The sequence below is a fragment of the Acinetobacter sp. AS23 genome (assembly GCF_023612055.1).
In the GTDB taxonomy this organism is placed as follows: Bacteria; Pseudomonadota; Gammaproteobacteria; order Pseudomonadales; family Moraxellaceae; genus Acinetobacter; species Acinetobacter oleivorans.
Genome location: NZ_CP082274.1, coordinates 2,756,027 through 2,774,304 on the forward strand (window position 1 = coordinate 2,756,027; position 18,278 = coordinate 2,774,304).

At 38.9% G+C, this 18,278-nt stretch carries 15 protein-coding genes; 7 read left to right on the forward strand and 8 right to left on the reverse strand.

Translation table 11 applies throughout. The features are described from left to right. Positions 1-5 precede the first annotated feature (5 nt). Positions 6-3,863 carry an ATP-dependent RNA helicase HrpA gene (gene hrpA, locus K6I41_RS13015; RefSeq protein ID WP_250374510.1) on the reverse strand — a complete coding sequence of 1,286 codons (3,858 nt, stop codon included), beginning with the start codon at positions 3,861-3,863 and terminating at the stop codon, positions 6-8. A gap of 352 nt (positions 3,864-4,215) precedes the next feature. On the opposite strand from hrpA, the gene ahpC reads away from it, so the two are divergent. Both ahpC and K6I41_RS13025 read left to right on the forward strand, forming a co-directional pair. Further along, the gene (gene ahpC / locus K6I41_RS13020; protein ID WP_003652649.1) at positions 4,216-4,779 is read left to right on the forward strand and encodes an alkyl hydroperoxide reductase subunit C; all 564 of its coding nucleotides are present in this window, start codon (positions 4,216-4,218) and stop codon (positions 4,777-4,779) included. Positions 4,780-5,032: 253 nt separating this feature from the next. Next, positions 5,033-5,242 carry a KTSC domain-containing protein gene (locus tag K6I41_RS13025; protein ID WP_004793625.1) on the forward strand — a complete coding sequence of 70 codons (210 nt, stop codon included), beginning with the start codon at positions 5,033-5,035 and terminating at the stop codon, positions 5,240-5,242. Positions 5,243-5,293: 51 nt separating this feature from the next. Here K6I41_RS13025 and K6I41_RS13030 read toward each other — a convergent pair whose 3' ends face one another. Then, positions 5,294-6,487, reverse strand: coding sequence for an alkane 1-monooxygenase (locus K6I41_RS13030; protein ID WP_250374511.1), 1,194 nt, complete (start codon positions 6,485-6,487; stop codon positions 5,294-5,296). A gap of 120 nt (positions 6,488-6,607) precedes the next feature. Between K6I41_RS13030 and K6I41_RS13035 the strand changes: the two genes are divergently transcribed. After that, positions 6,608-7,642, forward strand: a complete 1,035-nt coding sequence (locus K6I41_RS13035; protein ID WP_250374512.1) for a helix-turn-helix domain-containing protein — start codon at positions 6,608-6,610, stop codon at positions 7,640-7,642. Here K6I41_RS13035 and K6I41_RS13040 read toward each other — a convergent pair. Beyond that, a complete protein-coding gene (locus K6I41_RS13040) occupies positions 7,634-8,221 on the reverse strand; it encodes an O-methyltransferase (protein WP_250374513.1) in 588 nt (195 codons plus the stop codon). The two genes, K6I41_RS13035 and K6I41_RS13040, sit on opposite strands and share 9 nt — an antisense overlap. A gap of 45 nt (positions 8,222-8,266) precedes the next feature. Continuing rightward, positions 8,267-8,485 carry a DUF1653 domain-containing protein gene (locus K6I41_RS13045; RefSeq protein ID WP_250374514.1) on the reverse strand — a complete coding sequence of 73 codons (219 nt, stop codon included), beginning with the start codon at positions 8,483-8,485 and terminating at the stop codon, positions 8,267-8,269. A gap of 267 nt (positions 8,486-8,752) precedes the next feature. On the opposite strand from K6I41_RS13045, the gene ahpF reads away from it, so the two are divergent. Together ahpF and K6I41_RS13055 are read left to right on the forward strand one after the other, a co-directional pair. Next, positions 8,753-10,318 carry an alkyl hydroperoxide reductase subunit F gene (ahpF, locus tag K6I41_RS13050; RefSeq protein WP_250374515.1) on the forward strand — a complete coding sequence of 522 codons (1,566 nt, stop codon included), beginning with the start codon at positions 8,753-8,755 and terminating at the stop codon, positions 10,316-10,318. Positions 10,319-10,490: 172 nt separating this feature from the next. Beyond that, a complete protein-coding gene (locus K6I41_RS13055; protein ID WP_005303582.1) occupies positions 10,491-10,835 on the forward strand; it encodes a hypothetical protein in 345 nt (114 codons plus the stop codon). A gap of 65 nt (positions 10,836-10,900) precedes the next feature. Here K6I41_RS13055 and K6I41_RS13060 read toward each other — a convergent pair whose 3' ends face one another. Beyond that, complete coding sequence (locus K6I41_RS13060) at positions 10,901-11,512, reverse strand: glutathione binding-like protein (protein ID WP_005303579.1); 612 nt, start codon at positions 11,510-11,512, stop codon at positions 10,901-10,903. Positions 11,513-11,719: 207 nt separating this feature from the next. Beyond that, a complete protein-coding gene (locus tag K6I41_RS13065; RefSeq protein ID WP_250374516.1) occupies positions 11,720-14,158 on the reverse strand; it encodes an ExeM/NucH family extracellular endonuclease in 2,439 nt (812 codons plus the stop codon). Between the two features lie 145 nt (positions 14,159-14,303). Here K6I41_RS13065 and trmB point away from each other — a divergent pair, with 145 nt between their 5' ends. Continuing rightward, positions 14,304-15,020, forward strand: a complete 717-nt coding sequence (gene trmB, locus K6I41_RS13070) for a tRNA (guanosine(46)-N7)-methyltransferase TrmB (RefSeq protein ID WP_004642023.1) — start codon at positions 14,304-14,306, stop codon at positions 15,018-15,020. A 175-nt stretch (positions 15,021-15,195) separates the two neighbouring features. After that, positions 15,196-15,822, forward strand: coding sequence for a glutathione S-transferase family protein (locus tag K6I41_RS13075; RefSeq protein ID WP_250374517.1), 627 nt, complete (start codon positions 15,196-15,198; stop codon positions 15,820-15,822). Between the two features lie 13 nt (positions 15,823-15,835). Here K6I41_RS13075 and K6I41_RS13080 read toward each other — a convergent pair whose 3' ends face one another. Continuing rightward, the gene (locus K6I41_RS13080; protein ID WP_250374518.1) at positions 15,836-16,615 is read right to left on the reverse strand and encodes a Rossmann-like and DUF2520 domain-containing protein; all 780 of its coding nucleotides are present in this window, start codon (positions 16,613-16,615) and stop codon (positions 15,836-15,838) included. Positions 16,616-16,709: 94 nt separating this feature from the next. Next, a complete protein-coding gene (locus K6I41_RS13085; RefSeq protein WP_151826925.1) occupies positions 16,710-18,125 on the reverse strand; it encodes an OmpA family protein in 1,416 nt (471 codons plus the stop codon). Positions 18,126-18,278 lie beyond the last annotated feature (153 nt).

Consider the following 18,278-nt stretch of genomic DNA (forward strand, 5'->3'; position numbering starts at 1 on the left):
CTATCTTAACTGATTCCCAAACGATCCCATAACTTTTGCAGTCGAGTTGGTGAAATAGGCATCTTGGTTTTCATCGGTTGAGAAAATAAAGAAATGCGGAATTCTTCCAACATCAAATACAATTCTTTGATTTTTGGATCGTTTTTGAATTTAAATACCTTGTCCATCCATGGATCGACATCATCAATAGCGGCATGATCTCGCTGTAGATTATTTGGCAATCGATCTAAACGCAATAGCAGCGCTTTTAAATATCGCGGATATTCCTGCCAAAGATCGACGGGTTGGCAGTAAACAAAATTACCAAGTGACATTAAATCTAGCTGATCTTCAATATCATCAACACTACGGCCAAATATGTCTCGGTCAAGCACTAAAAGCTGACGGCGAATTTGCTGCCATTGAATATAAATATCACTTAGTTGCTCAAGTGCTTGCTGACCATGGGTCAAAAATTGCTTTTTAACTTGCTCAAGCAGTTTATTAAATTCATCTGCATTAATTGGCAAAGTTGTAATTGCCATTTGCAACGTAGCATAGACCAACATCTGCTCAAGCTTAGCTTTATCACCCAAAGGTGAATATGCCAAAGCAAGCGGTTTTGAAATCTGCTTTTTCAACTGGCGAACCAAATCGCCAAGTTGCATATGGACGAGACGGATAATCCCTTCACGATGCTGCTTAATCGCCTCAGCTTGATCGTTAAACGTTTGAATAACAATGCCTGACTCATCTTTAGCTTCGAGGTCAGCAAAAGCTTTTGTAGGAACCAAAGCCTGATATTGCTTTACTACAACGCCCGTAACTTTATGAGAAGCCTCAAAAGTAAAGTTTTCAGGAAAGTCCTTAAACTCACCTTTTTGCTGTTTAACTGGACGATGTGTTTCTACGCGGCAACGTGCTTTTAACTCAGGTAAATCACGACCTTTCGCAATCAGCTTACCTTTTTCATCAATAACCTTAATGAAAGGCACCAAATATGGATCAATGCGTTCAAACGAGAAATCTTTGTCAGTAATTTGCTCACCACGTAAGGCAAAAGCTAAATAACTAAAAATATGTTCACGTAAATGTACTGCATCAATGCCTTGCATGAGCTTACGAGCAGTATCAGGAATAGGCACTACATTACGACGCTTATCTTTAGGTAAAGCTTTAAGTAATGCCTCAATTAAATCTTGGCGCCAACCCGGAATTCCCCATGACCAAATATTTTCATCAACTTGAGGCAGCGCCTGCACAGGAATTTGAACAGTGGCACCATCTTCATCATGGCTCGGGTCAAAATGATATGTTGTTGCTAAACGTAGCTGCCCATTGTGTAGATGATCTGGGAATTGCTGCGTTGTTGGTCGGTCATTGAGCCAGAGTGAATCATCTTCAATAAATAAATAGCGTGGATGATTCGCTTCTACCGTCGCGCGCCAGTCTTCAAAACTACGACGGCTTGCGATTTCTTCAGGAATCTTAGAGGCATAAAACTGATAAATCGTTTCTTCATCGACCACTAAATCACGGCGACGCAATTTATCTTCAACTCGCTCTACTTCTTCAAGTTTAAGCAAGTTGTGTTTTAAAAATGGTGGGATCGTACCCAAATTACCAGTGGTTAATGCATCGCGTAAGAAAATCTCATGCGCAGCAGGCTGGTCAACTTTCTCAAAATTAATTAACCGTTTTGGCTCAATAATTAAACCAAACAGCGAAATTTGAGCATAGGCATTTACGATCCCAGCTTTTTTAGACCAATGCGGCTCAAAATAGTGATATTTCAATAAGTCACGTGCAGCAAGCAAAATCCATTCAGGGTCAATTTTGGCTAAAGTACGTAAATACACTTGAGAGGTTTCAACCATCTCAAAAGCCATCACCCAAGAGGTATTGGTTTTGTGCAACGTACTTGCTGGAAAAACTTTAGCCTTTTGCTGACGCACCGCCATAAAGGTATTGCGCTCATCTGTTTTATTGGCAATGAACGATAATAAGCCTGTCAGCAATGCGCGGTGCAAGTTTTCATAATTTGCAGCTTTTTCATTAAAGCTAAGTTTTAAACCTTCTGCTAACTCAACCAATTGCTGGTGTGTCTGCTTCCATTCACGTAAACGTAACCAACTTAAAAAATTCTGCTTAGCAAACTGACGTCGTTTATTTTCAGACATGCCTGCTTCACCTTTAGGATTTAAAGTATCCCAAAGTTTCAAATAAAACAGAAAATCTGAATCTGCTTCTTTAAACAAAGCATGCTTTTGGTCAGCCTGCATCTGTTTATCGGCTGGGCGCTCACGTGGGTCTTGGACAGCTAAAGCACTGACCACAATTAAAATTTCTTTGAGTACACCAAAATGAGCACCGCCAACAATCATACGAGCGAGTCGTGGATCAATTGGCATACGTGCCATCATTTGCCCGACTTTAGTCAGCTCATTTTTCTTCTCGTTAAGTGCGCCTAGCTCGATCAGCAACTTACGGCCATCATTTACAAGTCGGAAATCTGGCGGCTCAATAAAATCAAAGTTTTCTAGCTCACCCAAACCTAAACTGTGCATTTGTAAAATAACAGACGCTAAGTTAGTCCGTTTAATTTCAGGTTCGGTAAACTCAGGACGGCTTAAAAAGTCTTCTTCGCTATATAAACGAATACACACACCCGCCGCAATACGACCGCAACGCCCTTTACGCTGATTAGCAGCAGCTTGAGAAATTGCTTCAATTGGTAAACGTTGCACACGTGAACGGTAGTTATAACGAGAAATACGGGCAAAACCGCTATCAATCACATAACGAATATTTGGAACCGTAAGTGCAGTTTCGGCCACGTTGGTCGCAATAATAATACGGCGGCCTTTACCACCTGGACTAAAAATCTTTTGTTGTTCAGAAACAGCTAAGCGCGCATACAACGGTAAAATTTCGGTATGTCTAGGCCCATACTTTTGTAAAGTTTCTTGTAACTCTCGAATTTCTTGCTCTGTGCTTGAGAAAATTAAAATGTCGGCATGTTCAGGATGACCTTTTGCTTCTGCATCAGCAAAGCATTCTTCAACTGCCTGTACAACTGCTCGAGGTAAGTTTTCTTCGAAATCATCAAACTCATCGTCGTCACTTCCGCCAATATTCATTTCTGAAATTGGACGATAAAGCACTTCAACCGGATAGCTACGACCTTCTACTTCAAAAACTGGTGCATTATTAAAGTAATTACTGAAACGATTTACATCTAAAGTTGCCGAAGTCACAATCACTTTTAGGTCTGGGCGTTTTGGCAGTAACTGCTTTAAATAACCCATAATAAAATCGATATTGAGTGAGCGTTCATGCGCTTCATCAATAATGATCGTGTCATATTTAGACAAGAAACGGTCATTGCCTAACTCGGCGAGCAAAATACCATCGGTCATTAACCGTACAATTGAATCTTGCGAACCTTGTTCATTAAATCGGATTTTAAAACCAATCGATTCGCCAAGCTTTTCACCGACTTCTTCTGCAATACGCTGAGAAACACTACGTGCAGCTAAACGACGTGGCTGAGTATGCCCAATCATACCCGTTAAGCCACGGCCTGCTAACATTGCAATTTGAGGAAGCTGAGTGGTTTTACCTGAACCTGTTTCACCCGCCACAATAATGACCTGATGCTTTTGAATCGCATCAATTAAACGGTCAGCATGTTGAGAAACAGGTAATTCTTGATTGAGTTTAATTTTAGGCAGTCGTTCAAATCGCTGCCTTACTTTGGCATTAGATTGTTCAAATAATTTTTCAATCTCTGCTGTATTGGCTTTTTTATCTTTACGCAAACGATTTAAACGGTAACGATCTCTTGCCATTACCCACTGATCAATATTTAAATCATTCTGCACAGACAAATTTTCCTGAAAATACAACAATCCTCTATTTTACGCTCTAATGCCCTTCAGGTAAAACACTTGGTTTTTTATATATTTTTAATTTTTTAAAATTTTACCCTTGAATTTTGACTAAGTAGACTTCATGTTGTTATGCAAGTTTCTTTTACTATAACTGTCATTTGATTTACATGTTTTTGCAGTCAAATCGAATACAGTGTTTGGGGACTTAAAAATCGTAAATTTATCACTTATTCAATTTTCCGATTTTAGTCATGTAAAAATACTATTTCCCCAATAAAGAATTTTTATTTATTCTACATCTCGTAAACAAGTTTAAATATAAACCTCAATCATGGAGACAATGATGAGCTTGATTAATACTGAAGTTAAACCATTCCAAGCAACTGCTTACCACAACGGCCAATTTGTTGAAGTTAACGAAACTAACCTTAAAGGTAAGTGGTCTGTTGTATTCTTCTATCCAGCTGACTTCACTTTCGTTTGTCCAACTGAACTTGGTGACTTAGCAGACAACTACGCTGAATTCCAAAAACTTGGTGTTGAAATTTATGCTGTATCTACTGATACACACTTCACTCATAAAGCTTGGCACGACACTTCTGAAGAAATCAAAAAAATCCAATATCCATTAGTTGGTGACCCAACTTGGACTCTTTCTAAAAACTTCGACGTTCTTATTGAATCTGAAGGTTTAGCTGACCGTGGTACTTTCGTTATCGATCCAGAAGGTAAAATCCAAATCGTTGAACTTAACGCTGGTGGTATCGGCCGTGACGCGTCTGAACTTCTTCGTAAAGTAAAAGCTGCTCAATACGTACACGCTCACCCAGGTGAAGTTTGCCCAGCTAAATGGAAAGAAGGCGAAGCTACTCTTGCTCCATCTATCGACCTAGTTGGTAAAATCTAATTTTTTAGATTAGACCAATACGTCTGAAAACCACCCTTTTTAGGGTGGTTTTTTTATTGGTTATTTTTATAAATCTAAGCCCTATTCTCTACTCAAATTTTATAGCTAATTTTTTACAATTCTTATACTTATAAATTTATAGCAATCTTCATTTATGAATTGTCAGCCTGCTTAACTTAGAGTACTGTCGAATTATGAAACAAAAGAGCTTTATATATGTATTAAAAGATCAAACAAAAGTAGGAGTAGTTATATGGAAAAATCTGTTGTTGTAACCTCTTGGAAATACGATGTTTCTTCACGCTATTTAAAAATTTTCTATAGCAATGGCTCAGGTGAGCTCTACCATCCAGTTCCAGAGTTTATCTACAATAATTTGTTACGTACCAATGATAAAACTGCATTTGTTCACAAATATCTTGAGTTTGATCTGCATTTTAATAGACTCCGTATTTCTGCTTAATCATAAAAAATCAGCCCAATGGGGCTGATCTGTTTTTATATCTTTTGGCTATTAAGCCGCGTCATTTTGACCAATATATTTCTCTAACATTTTTTCCTTCACATCAATATGCATATTGATTTTACTAAGGTCACCCTTATAGTGCTCGACAACGCGATCATCCATAATTTTTGACCACCAAGATGGAATAAATGCAGGCAAAATCATTGCACCATAACCTGCTGGTAATTGCGGCGCATCTTCAAAGTGACGTAAGGTCTGAAAGCTACGAGTTGGATTGGCATGATGATCTGAATGGCGTTGTAATTGATACAAAAACAGATTGGTCACCACATTATTATTGTTCCAGCTGTGCTCTGGCAAAGTACGTTCATATTGGCCATTTTCTTTCTTTGCACGCTTTAAACCATAATGTTCAATATAATTCACCGATTCAAACAAAGTTATTGCATACGCAGCTTGAGTGACTTGGAATGGAATCGAACGCGTACCAAATGTCGCAAACATGGCTGCATGGTAAACAGCAGACATCGCCCAGCCATGAATCAGCTCATTTTCCTTACAGAAGAAAGGCAATTTCTTACGTTCTAAACGATTCTTTTCAATTTCGATTGCCGATTTAAAGCTACCAATCACGGTACGTGGTAAAAACTTCCAAAAAGTTTCACCAAATTGTGAAGATGCTGGGTCTTCAGGTGTCGCAACGCGACGGTGGTGTCCATAAGGATGTTCAATTCGGAAATGGTTATAACCCGATGGCGCTAAAGCTAAATGCGATAAATAATGTTCAAGCTGTCCATTCTTGTGGCTAAGTTCATGTGCCGTATTAATAGCAATCCCATTAACCATTCCCACCAAAGTTCCAAGTAAAACCTGATCAGCAAGAGGTGTATTTTTACGACTGGCTAAATATGCTCCATAAATATTGGTCGCATATTGCAAAGGAATAAAAAGTTTAACAATGCGAGCATAATACGGATCTGCTTCTAAATCCGCGATTGCGTCTAATGGCGGATTTTCCTTGTCTTCTCCAATCAGTTTATCTAATGCTGGAATAACACCATGAATAAATAATGGCCCAAATGAAGCGAAGAATTTTTTAGTTTTTTTAGGACCAAATTGATAGCTTGCTAACCCACCCATTGCAATGGTCGGTACAGCCAAACCCAATAGCCATAAATGACGTTTCTTATCCTTAAATGTTGTTGTCGCTTGCTCGACATCCAGTTGAGTATGCATATTCATTAGAGAATCCAATCAAACACAAAATGTTTTGCTTGAATTGATTGTGCTCGTTCATAGCCCCCCTATATTATCATTTTAAGACTTGCTATTATCATTTTAAGACTTTGCTGAGTTTTTCTTGTGCAGAAGCAACAGATCCCTGTTATTCCATCACGTTATTATTTACGGCTGATTGAAATTTTAATCGGCACACATCAATACGATAATGATTTATTGACGGCATTCCAGCAAGAACTGGCAAAAACAGAATTATTATCAATTCAACAAATTGAACAATTTATTGAAATGGGTTTAAGTCTGCCCAATACCCAAGACTTAGCCTTTGAACTGGGTAAAAATATCAAGCTCAGCTCACATAGTCTGGTCGGTTATGCGCTAATGACCAGTCCTAATTTGGAACATGCTCTTAGGCTGATTGCACAATATTTTAGACTGATTATGCCCAGTTTTAAGCTCAGCATTCAGTTTCCGACCAATCAGCAAAAGGTTGAACTATTATTTGAACCGATTTTGCAGATGAATAAGCAATGTTTGGCCTTTCATATTGAAGCGATTGCCGTGGCGTTTTACTACAGCCTGTTAGAATTGGCAGGTCAACAATTACAACGCTACCAAGTGTATTTGAGTGTTCCAGAGCCGAGCTATCAAGAACGTTACATATCCTTAGTAAAAGCCAATTTCCACTTTAACTATACGTGGCTTTCAGGTATACGCGTGGTGATTGATCAGCAACAATTAGCACTACCCTTGCCTCTAGCTGACGCACATAGTCTAAAAATAGTTGAACAACGCTGTCAGGAACAAATCCAGAAGATCTATCATCAAGGTGAAATTGTTGAATGGGTTAGCATGATGTTGCGGCAAGCCAATCAAGTTCCAACTCTAATGGAATGTGCCAAAGTATTAAATATTTCGACCAAAACATTGCAACGCTATTTACAGCAGCAAGGCGTTGAATTTCAAAATTTAAAGCAACAGATCAGCACTGAGCGGGCCATTGATTTATTAGAGAATTCTACCTTTACCATTACCCATATTGCCTATGAACTGGGCTATTCCAATCCTGCCAATTTCACCCGTGCATTTAATAAAGTACAGGGCTGTAGTCCACAAGCTTATCGCCAAGAATATATTAAGAAAGCGAATCTACTTTAAAACCACCAGACTTAAACCTGCGCCTACCGGCAAAATACTGCTCATAAAATTTTCATCTTTTTTAATTAAAGATAAGAATGAACTTACTTCCGCCGCATGTGAAATAACCTTATCAATAATAAGAACACCACCTTTGGGCTTCATCAGACGCTTTAAATCGGGCCAATAATTTTCGTAAGCATTACGCTCAGCATCTAACAAAATAAAATCGAACGTTTCGTGAGTTTCTTTTAAATAATCAGCGGCATCCCCTATCCAAAAATCAACCACTTTATCTAATGCTAATTCAGTCGCATGGCGTTTCGCCTCGGTGCTACGATTGGCATCAATTTCAAGCGTGGTTACTTTTCCGTGAGTCGATTGTGCAGCCTCAGCAAGCCATAGAGTAGAATAACCCGTTGAAGTCCCGATTTCTAAAATTGATTTGGCTTGCTGCATTCTGATAAATTGCGACAAAAGTTTTGCAGATTCAGCCTCAATATTTCGATAGCGTAGCAAGCGATCTGACTGCTGGGCATCATGTCGTTTAAAGGTGTCATATAAATCTGCAACTCTTTGTAAGAAAAAAGTATTTGGCATATCTTCACCCTTTAAAATCGTTATTTTATATGACAGCCGTTTGAGTTAAGTGCTTTGAATTAACTTGAATCTCGGCACGATACCTCCATCAGCCATTTGAACCGTTTCAGTAAACATATCAAGCGGACGTACCCAAGTTGAATAGTCACCATAAAGACACTGATAAACCACGAGTTCCTCTTCAGTCTCGCTGTGTTTTGCCACAGAAAAAACTTGATAGAGATTACCTTTATAATGCTGATAAATGCCGCGTTGCAATGACATGAAAGTACCTTTTAATGTTATGACATAAAATCTTTACAGCCATATAACATATATAAATTTTTAAACACTTTCACTTTAAAAGATAAAAAAGAGTAATAAAGACGACCTAAAGACAAATTCCATTTTAACTTCTTGATATTACTTATAAGTGCCAATCAACATTCAAAAAACCGATTAAATCTATAAAAACATACTGTTTCACCTATTCTGTGTTTTAACGTACTATGCATCTATTGAAAGAATTTGGATGCATTGGAGTAAAAACAGATGTTAGATCAAAACATTAAAACTCAATTAAAAGCTTACTTAGAACGTTTAGAAAGTCCAATCGAATTAGTGGCTGCTTTAGATCAATCAGATAAAGCTGCTCAAATTAAAGAGTTAGTGACAGAAATCGCTGAGCTTTCTGACAAAGTGACTGCCCGTTTTGATGGCAACAATACACGTCGTCCAAGCTTTGGTGTGGCTAAAGCAGGTGAACAACCTCGTGTGTTCTTTGCTGGCTTGCCAATGGGCCATGAGTTTACATCTTTGATCTTGGCTCTGTTACAAGTGTCTGGCTATGCACCTAAAGTGTCAAGTGAAGTGCTCAACCAGATTAAAGGCTTAAACCTCAAAGCCAACTTTGATGTGTTTGTATCGTTAAGCTGTCATAACTGTCCGGATGTGGTACAGGCACTTAACCTGATCGCGATTTATAACCCGAACACAACGGCAACCATGATTGATGGTTCATTCTTCCAAGATGAAGTTGAACAACGCAAAATCATGGCCGTACCAATGGTATTCCAAGACAATGAACACATTGGTCAAGGTCGTATGACCCTTGAAGAGATTGTGGCGAAACTCGACACCAACTCAGCTGAAAAAGATGCAGCAGCACTCAATGCCAAAGATGCTTTTGATGTATTGGTAATTGGTGGTGGACCTGCGGGTGCAACAGCAGCAATCTATGCAGCACGTAAAGGTATTAACACAGGTATCGTAGCTGAACGTTTTGGTGGTCAGGTGATGGACACCATGGACATTGAAAACTTCACGTCTGTGCAAAAGACTCAAGGTCCTAAGTTTGCTGCCGAGATGGAAGCACACGTTCGTGAATATGATGTCGATATCATGAACTTGCAACGTGTTAGTAAAATCACAGGTGCAAACCAAATGATAAATGGTCTGGTTGAAGTTGAACTTGAAAACGGTGCAAAACTTGAATCGAAAACAGTGATCCTTTCAACAGGTGCACGTTGGAGAGAAATGAATGTACCGGGTGAGCAAGAATACCGTACCCGTGGTGTCGCGTACTGCCCACACTGTGATGGTCCGTTATTCAAAGGCAAACGTGTTGCGGTGATTGGTGGTGGTAACTCAGGTGTTGAAGCTGCGATTGACCTTGCTGGGATTGTTGAGCATGTAACTTTGGTTGAGTTCGATACAAAACTACGTGCTGACCAAGTGTTGCAAAACAAACTGCATAGCCTGCCAAACACAACGGTGATTATGAATGCGTTAAGTACAGAAGTGTTAGGCGACGGATCACAAGTGACTGGTCTTAAATATAAAGACCGTGCCACTGATGAAGAGCATGTGGTAGAGCTTGCAGGGATCTTTGTACAGATTGGTTTACTCCCAAATACTGACTTCTTAAAAGACAGTGAAGTTGAGTTAACCAACCGTGGCGAGATCATTGTGAATGATCGCAATGAAACCAATGTCAAAGGTGTATTTGCTGCGGGTGACTGTACAACTGTGCCTTATAAGCAAATCATTATTGCTACAGGTGAAGGTGCTAAAGCATCACTCTCTGCGTTTGATTACATTATTCGTTCTGGGCAGTAATATTTAGTCAAACCAGTATGATTTAACGCAAGCCTAGCATTACAAAATGCTAGGCTTTTTTAATATTAGAGTTACAACTCTTTAACAATTTTCGATCTTTATTAATCAGTTAGTTTATGTTTATATTTTATACATCCATATTTGGATGCCATGAATTAGAAGGAAAAACACAATGAATAAATTACTTGTTGCTTTAGGTCTTGCTGCGACCGTTGCCCTTGTTGGATGTAATAAAGATAAAGCTCCAGAAACAGGTGCGACAACGGGTGAACACTTAGAAAATGCTGCTCAACAAGCAACTGCAGATATCAAATCAGCTGGTGACAAAGCTGCAAGCGATATTGCTACTGCAACTGATAATGCTACTGCAAAAATCGATGCTGCAACTGACCATGCTGCTGACGCAACCGCTGAAGCTGCTGCAAAAACTGAAGCAACTGCTCGTAAGGCAACTGCTGATGCTGCCCAAGCTGTTGAAAATACTGCTGCTGATGTGAAAAAAGATGCTCAACACTAATCATCTTTAGCATAAAAAAAGCCCCTGTTCATACAGGGGCTTTTTATTAAAGTCTAAAAAACTGATTAAGAAATTAGACCTTCATCACGCATCGCAATTTGTACAGATTGACGTTCTGCTACCTTATTACGTAGAGCAATAATATGTTTATATGGCGTTAAATCATGTTCAATAGAGTTTGACCAGTTTGTTAAAACAAATAGATAAGCATCTGCTGGGCCGAAATTATCATTTACCAAATAATCATAATCAGACTCAGCCAAATAGTTATCGATATATTTTAAAAGGCGATCAATTTCTGCATAAGCTTTATTTTTTTCATCAGTCGTTAACGGCGCCCCAAAGAAGACTGCATATGCATCATGTAATTCAGAGTTCAAATATCCCAACCATTCCAATACTTTCGCACGGCCCATCCCTGATGGAGGAATTAAGTCTTGTTTAGGATCATGCTGAGCAAGGAACGGTAAAATCGCAACGTTTTCAGTTAACATTAAACCCGGATTAATTTCTAAAGCTGGTACATATCCTTTTGGGTTAATCTCGTAATAATCTGCGCCTTTTTCTGTTTTATGAGTTTTTAAATTTACCCGTTCTAAGTCAAAATCAACATTAATTTCATTTAAAATAATATGTGCAGCTAAAGAACATGCGCCTGGCGAATAATATAATTTCATATCTGATCCTTGTTATCTCATATTAACGTTTTAAATTGCTTCTAGAAAACCTGCAAGGTTTGCACAATTCTTTAATTGTAAAAAAGCGTAAACTTATAAAATACTTACACCATCTAATATTCTTCAAAAAGTCATTCCTTGCAAGTTGTCTTGCGTGACGATTGTTTAAAATATGATAAAACACATTTGCGTCACGCAATTTTTCCTTTAATTACGTTTAAAAAGCTGGCTCAGCCAATTCACTAATTCAGTTAAGAAATCAAAAATCCCATTTTTCTTATCATCGTCAGGATGACTTGAGTCTTTTCCATTTAAATCTAGATCGACAATTACAGGGTCATGATCCGAAGAACGATAAGCATCTTCACCAAAGAATAATGCCTTTTGCTCATCCGTTTTATATTCTTCGTTGTAATCTAGAACCGTTGGCTCATCTGCATTGATATGCCATGCAAAGGTTCGAACCACTTTTGGATATAAAGCTGCATCAGCAATTGCATGATCTAAGTTACCTGCTCCACCATTACCGTTGGCATCACTCGCAACACCATACACATAGCTATACGCCTGAGTCCCCTGTCCGACCTTAGTGTCATTAAGTAAAACTTTATAGTTCGCTTTTTCAAATGACAAAATAGGCTCTTCTTTTGCGTAACTATTCATATCCCCTACAAGTAAAGCATTTTGCTTTTGCACTTGAGTTGGATTTTTCGCGAGCCATTGCACAATTTGATCAACTGCTTTTACACGAGTTGGGTTCCAGCAACCTTGACCATCTTTTTGGTCGGCGTCAGTAGAGCTAGCATCGACCCCACTACAGCTTTTTGATTTCAAGTGGTTTGGAATAACAGTAAACGTTTTATTACCACGAACTGCTTGGAAACTTTGCGCCAAAGTTGTTCGGTTCTTATCACCTAAATCAAGCACAACAGATTTATTTAAAGGCTTAACACGCTTGCTGTTATAAATAATAGCAACTGCGATTGCATCACCACCTAAACGATCTAGATTTTCAGGAACCACATATTTCCAATCGCTACCTAAAGCTTTGGTCAAATTGGCAATTGCACTGTTAGACCCATAACCATTGTTCGCAATTTCCATTAAACCGTAAACATCGGCATCAATCGCTTTTAATGCACTCACAATTTTACGATGCTGTTTATCAAACTCAGCTTGTGTTGTCGCACCACGTTCTGTTGGGAAACCCGTTGCACCATTGTCATAGTTCAAAACGTTAAATGAAGCTACACGAATGTGATTAGCATTTTTAGTAAGGACGCTTTGACGCGGGTTTGTTTGAGTAATAACTTCAGGCTGATTACGTCCGAGCACAGGTTGTACACGCCAACCATTAAAACGATATTCTAAAATACCTTCAGCATTTTTAAGTTGATAACCCGAGCGTAACGTATTGGCAGCGCTAAAATTACTTGGTAACCAAGGTGTACGGTTTTGATTGTTATAACCATCATCAAAAATAATTTTCGATAATAAATTTTTCTGAGCTAGAGCTTTGGCTTCAGGAGATAAAGCTGGATATAAATTGGTTGGAATATATAAACGGCCTAAACTCAGCGATAACTCACCATAGCGACCATAATTGTAATTCTCACTCACCGTTAAAGTCTGAGGTAGTTTGATCAACATACCTTGATAACGCTGCGGTGAATTAGTTGAGCCCCCCGTTAAACTAGCAAACGGAAGTTCGAGGCTAATCGGCTGAACCTGATTTGCCATATTGCTATTACAGATTTGAATATCTTGTTGTAATTGATCTATTTGTAGCTGATTTTGATAAGACGTTAAACGACCACGTAAAATAACTTCATCACCAACTTGTCCACCTTTTACCGCACTACTATTTGGAATATAAACAAAAATAGCATTACTGACATTTGCACGTGCTTTTGTATCTGGCGTCTGAACATAAAAACCAGAGAAGCCATTGGCATAACGATAGTCAGCTGTAATCACACCACGCACAGTATAAGTCTGGTCTTGAGTTGCTGCCGTCAAGTCTGCAATTGGTGTATCTGAGCTTGAACAACTTACCGTTTCAACAGGAGGCTGAGTTGTAGAACCCGATAAATTTGAAAAGTCATTTCGGTTTGTCCAAGCCGACCATGAATGGTCCAAATCAAATGCTGCGGTTGCATCAACACTTAAAGCTGGATTTTCTGTTTCAATACGCTTAAAACTATTTCCGAGGCTTGAAACTGCCGTCCCCCATCCCGCTGCTGGGCGTTCACCAATACGGCCAAAACGATCTACAGGCGTACCTTTATAAACGAGTACAACCGCATCATCTCCATTGAAAGATAAAGCAGCGACCTGATTAACTTTACTTCCAAGCTCAGTTTGTAACTCTGAGCGCCCCACTAAAAACTTCTGCTTACTCGCGAGCGTGCCTTGTAAACGAAAAGCCACTGTCTTTGCTGTACCACCATTATTAAATTGTTGAATCTCATAATCGGCTAAATTAACTGTAGCGCCATCTGGATTATAAATTTCCAAGCCTTTTTTATTGCTGCTGCCATCAACATATTGGCTAAACATGAGCTGTGCTTGAGCAACTGAGCTATATGAAAATGCACCTAATGCACTTAAAAAGACCGAAAGTGTTCTTAATTGAAAAGTTTTCATGAGTAAAAGTGTTCATATGAGTTTTAATTAGTCTCTTAGAGTAAATATTGATCATGACATCTACATGAAGAAAAACACCGAAACATTTGACTTGATCCCATGAAGACTTAAAATACCGCATTTGAATTTCAATATTGCCAAGGTTATGTCGATCGATCAGTTAGAAACGCAAATTGCAGACTTAGACAATTTGCCTGAACACCGTGAAATTGTGACGTTTATGCGTCGTTCAGCACCACTTAATACGTCTCAACGCACGGCATTAGAACAACATCGCGATTTAATTTTGGAATATCCTGTTGGCGACTTACGTCAACACTTCGAACACCCAGAGCGTCCATTAACTGTTGAAATCGGTTTTGGTATGGGTCGTTCATTAGTGCTTATGGCAAAAGCAAACCCTGAACGCAACTATGTGGGTATTGAAGTCCATGTGCCTGGTATTGCTCAATGCCTATATGAAGCAGGTATAGCAGAAGTTAAAAACTTACGTGTACTTGATGCAGATGCAATTCAGGTTCTACGTGAAATGCCAGACAACAGCATTAACTGTGTTCAGCTTTACTTCCCAGACCCTTGGCAAAAGAAACGTCATTTTAAACGCCGTTTTGTCGCTCATGAGCGTATGCCATTGGTTGAACAAAAACTTGAGCTTGGCGGTACGTTCCATGCTGCAACAGATTGGGAACCGTATGCTGAGTGGATGCTAGATGTATTAGACAACCGTCCAGATCTTGAAAACTTGGCAGGTAAAGGCAATAGCTACCCACGTCCGGACTGGCGCCCAGTGACTAAGTTTGAACGCCGTGGTATTGAGTCAGGTCATAAGATTAATGACTTTATCTTTAAAAAGATTAAGTAAATAATAAAAAAGGCTTAGTAATAAACTAGGCCTTTTTATTTTAATATTAAAAAGAAAATAAATAATCATAGTTTACCTATTCTATTTCTTCTTAATTAATAATTGCCAATCGAGCCAAATCTAGCTATTTATAGAAACTGGTACTTGCCATACTAAAAATTACTAAGGACAACACATGTTAAAAATTTTAGGGCGCGATAACTCCATTAATGTTCGCAAAGTCTTATGGTTGTGTGAAGAACTAGATCTTGAATATGAAAGAGAAGACTGGGGACGAGGCTTTCGCTCTGCTCAATCACCTGAATATTTACAATTAAACCCAAATGGACAAATTCCTGTAGTTTTAGATGGCGATTTAGTCCTTTGGCAGTCCAATAGTATTATCCGTTATCTGGCAAATGCTTATGATAAAAAGCATCAACTTTACCCTACTCAAGCGAAAGAAAGATTCTTTGTCGACCAGTGGATTGATTGGCAAGCGATCGAGCTGAATAACAGTTGGACTTATACAATTATGTCTCTCTTGAGACATTCTCCAAATCATCAAGATCCAAACTTATTGCAACAAGGTATTGATGACTGGAATCATCATATGCAGATTCTTGATCAACAACTCGCAAAAACTCAGGACTATGTTGCAGGTACTGAGTTCACTCTAGCGGACATTCCAATTGGTCTATCTGTACAGCGCTGGAAGGCCACCCCTTTTGACCATCCAACGCTTAAGAATGTCGACCAATATTTTGAACGTTTAAATCAACGTGCTGGTTTCTTAAAATGGGGAAATAACGGCGAACCTTAATTTTAAATCACTTTTAATCCGAGTGATGGCGTTTCACGATGCCATCACTTAAAAGTTGATACACCTGTTTTAAATCATCTTGATTTGCTTGAGCCAATAAGTCTTGATGCATTGCCAAGATATTCTGATCTCCCCTTACCGCAGGCCCAGTTTGCATTTGTTTCGGATCATTTTCAGTCGCTTTTTTAGCTGTTTCCAAAATTAAAGGATAGAGCAAGCCAAAGTCCACCTGCTCTTTATCTACAACCTGCTTTGCCATATCAAAACAGTAATTACTAAAGTTACAAGCGAACACAGCCGCTAAGTGTAAAGTTAAACGTTGTTTTGAGGTGTATTGATATACTCGGCTACTCAGGCTATTTGCTAAATCTAAGAGTAGTTCCTGATCGACATCTGTTATTGCTTCAACAAATAACGGCGTTGCAGACCAATCAACATCTCTTTCTAAGCTAAATGTTTGTAATGGATAAAACACCCCTGCTTTTTCATGCACATGACTGATGACTTCAATATCAGTACTACCCGAAGTGTGAACAATAAGTGTGTCAGGAAAGAATTCATGAACTTGTTTTACAAGCTCTGCAATTGCACTATCTGAAACCGCTAGAATGATAAGATCGCTTGATTGGAATTCGCGAAGAGTTTGGCATGCTTTTGCTTGAATTTTCTCTGCAAATTCTTGGGTTTTATCAAAATCACGTGCATAGACTTGTACGATGTTATGACCTTGGCCCAATAAAGCCTTTGCCAAATGAAAGGCAACTCGCCCACTTCCCACCAAACTGATTTTCATATCAATCCAACATTATTTGTCTCAACAAAAAAGCTTCTCAAAATGAGAAGCTTTTTTCAAATTAAAAATAACTAATTTTTCATAAATCAGTCGATTATTGGGCTACTGAAAACTCAATACGACGGTTTTTAAAGCGACCTTCTTCTGTCGTGTTTTCTGCAACTGGCTGATCAGAACCATGACCTTCTGCAACTAATTTAGAAGCATCCACACCTTTAGATTTTAAATAATCTACCACTGCTTGAGCACGGCGTTGAGATAAAGCTTTATTTGCAGCAGCGTTACCTGTTGAGTCAGTATGACCACCCACATTTAATTTGACGCTAGTCACTTTATTTAAAAGTGTTGCAGCTTGGTCAAGAATGGCTTTGTTATCGGCAGGTATGTCACTTGAACCACTGGCAAAATTAATAATTTGCAAGTTAAGTGCTTTCACCAAAGCATTTACATCGACATTGTTCGGGTCAATTGAGCCTAGAGCAGTTTGCGAAGCAGTTAAGCTATTGCTTACAGATTGCTCAGCGGTTACTGGTGCTGTACCGACAACTTCTGTATGTGGCACCAATGCTTTTACTTTTGCAGTTAAAGCTTCTAATGCTGCCGCATCACCCGCTTTCAAAGTAATTTTGTCGCCTACCCATTCTAAAGATGCATTTGGTACACCTTTTAATGCACCTAACACACCTGCAAGCGCATCTTTGTCTGTAAATGAAGCTGCATAAGTTTGGCTTGTATCCACCTTACAATCTTGAGTTGTCGAAAAAACCTTTTTAACGTTGGTTTGTAGCGTTGCCAAGAAGCCTTGATCACCAATTCCAGCCTGACACTCACTCACTGCGCCTTTATCATCGGTACTTAAAGTTAAGCTAGCGGGTGCAGCAGCAGCTTCAACACCACTGGCAGCGGTCGGTTCTGGTGCTGGTACAGCTTCTTTATGCTGACAAGAACGCCATAACCAAGCAATGATCAGACCCAGAATAATGAGGGCAATAATCGGTAAGAACCCACGAGACTTACCTGTATTTTCAGTTGCTGCCGCAAGCGGAGGTGCAGTTGATGGCGTGACAGAAGATAAACCTGCACCAAGCCCTAGCGGAGCTAATAGACCCACTGCCCATGCTGGTAAATATGAACGAATAGTATCTGCATGCTGGCGCAAGTAATTCACAATACTTTGCTGGTCATTTCCGGCAACATCTGAAATTGCATTAAGGCTGGGTTTAATCGCACTGTTGAGCGTGCTTTCAATTTCATTATTTGGTGCTGTACCACTTAAATGGGTAAGTACAGTATTTTTGATTTGGTCATTATGAGAAAAAAGGTCTGATAAGGAAGGAGCCAAACTGTTTTTCAATTGTCCGATAAGATCAGGTTTAGCAGCTAATAATGAAAGTAAAATTGGATAAAACTTAGATAAAGCATTCGATTTTTCGCCTAGGTATCCATCCTGTTCATTTAATAATATTGAAGATACTTTTTCTTTAAGCAATTCTATAGGGTTTATCGACATTGGTTATTCTCCCGAATCTTATACGTCGTAACCAGCAATTTTTGATTATTCAAATACTTCTCTTTGCTGATAGTTTTTTATTCTAATCTTCCTTCAATCTTTTGTTGTTTTTTATATAATTTATATACAATTTTCCATCTAGTATTTACAAAA

Bases quoted from the DNA above. Each gene is read 5' to 3' on its own strand.
- K6I41_RS13025 (WP_004793625.1), top strand. From the start codon at position 5,033: ATGGAAAAATCTGTTGTTGTAACCTCTTGGAAATACGATGTTTCTTCA.
- ahpC (WP_003652649.1), top strand. From the start codon at position 4,216: ATGAGCTTGATTAATACTGAAGTTAAACCATTCCAAGCAACTGCTTAC.
- K6I41_RS13040 (WP_250374513.1), bottom strand. From the start codon at position 8,221: ATGCCAAATACTTTTTTCTTACAAAGAGTTGCAGATTTATATGACACC.
- trmB (WP_004642023.1), top strand. From the start codon at position 14,304: ATGTCGATCGATCAGTTAGAAACGCAAATTGCAGACTTAGACAATTTG.
- K6I41_RS13030 (WP_250374511.1), bottom strand. From the start codon at position 6,487: ATGAATATGCATACTCAACTGGATGTCGAGCAAGCGACAACAACATTT.
- ahpF (WP_250374515.1), top strand. From the start codon at position 8,753: ATGTTAGATCAAAACATTAAAACTCAATTAAAAGCTTACTTAGAACGT.
- K6I41_RS13080 (WP_250374518.1), bottom strand. From the start codon at position 16,615: ATGAAAATCAGTTTGGTGGGAAGTGGGCGAGTTGCCTTTCATTTGGCA.
- K6I41_RS13045 (WP_250374514.1), bottom strand. From the start codon at position 8,485: ATGTCATTGCAACGCGGCATTTATCAGCATTATAAAGGTAATCTCTAT.
- K6I41_RS13075 (WP_250374517.1), top strand. From the start codon at position 15,196: ATGTTAAAAATTTTAGGGCGCGATAACTCCATTAATGTTCGCAAAGTC.
- K6I41_RS13055 (WP_005303582.1), top strand. From the start codon at position 10,491: ATGAATAAATTACTTGTTGCTTTAGGTCTTGCTGCGACCGTTGCCCTT.
- K6I41_RS13060 (WP_005303579.1), bottom strand. From the start codon at position 11,512: ATGAAATTATATTATTCGCCAGGCGCATGTTCTTTAGCTGCACATATT.
- K6I41_RS13065 (WP_250374516.1), bottom strand. From the start codon at position 14,158: ATGAAAACTTTTCAATTAAGAACACTTTCGGTCTTTTTAAGTGCATTA.
- K6I41_RS13085 (WP_151826925.1), bottom strand. From the start codon at position 18,125: ATGTCGATAAACCCTATAGAATTGCTTAAAGAAAAAGTATCTTCAATA.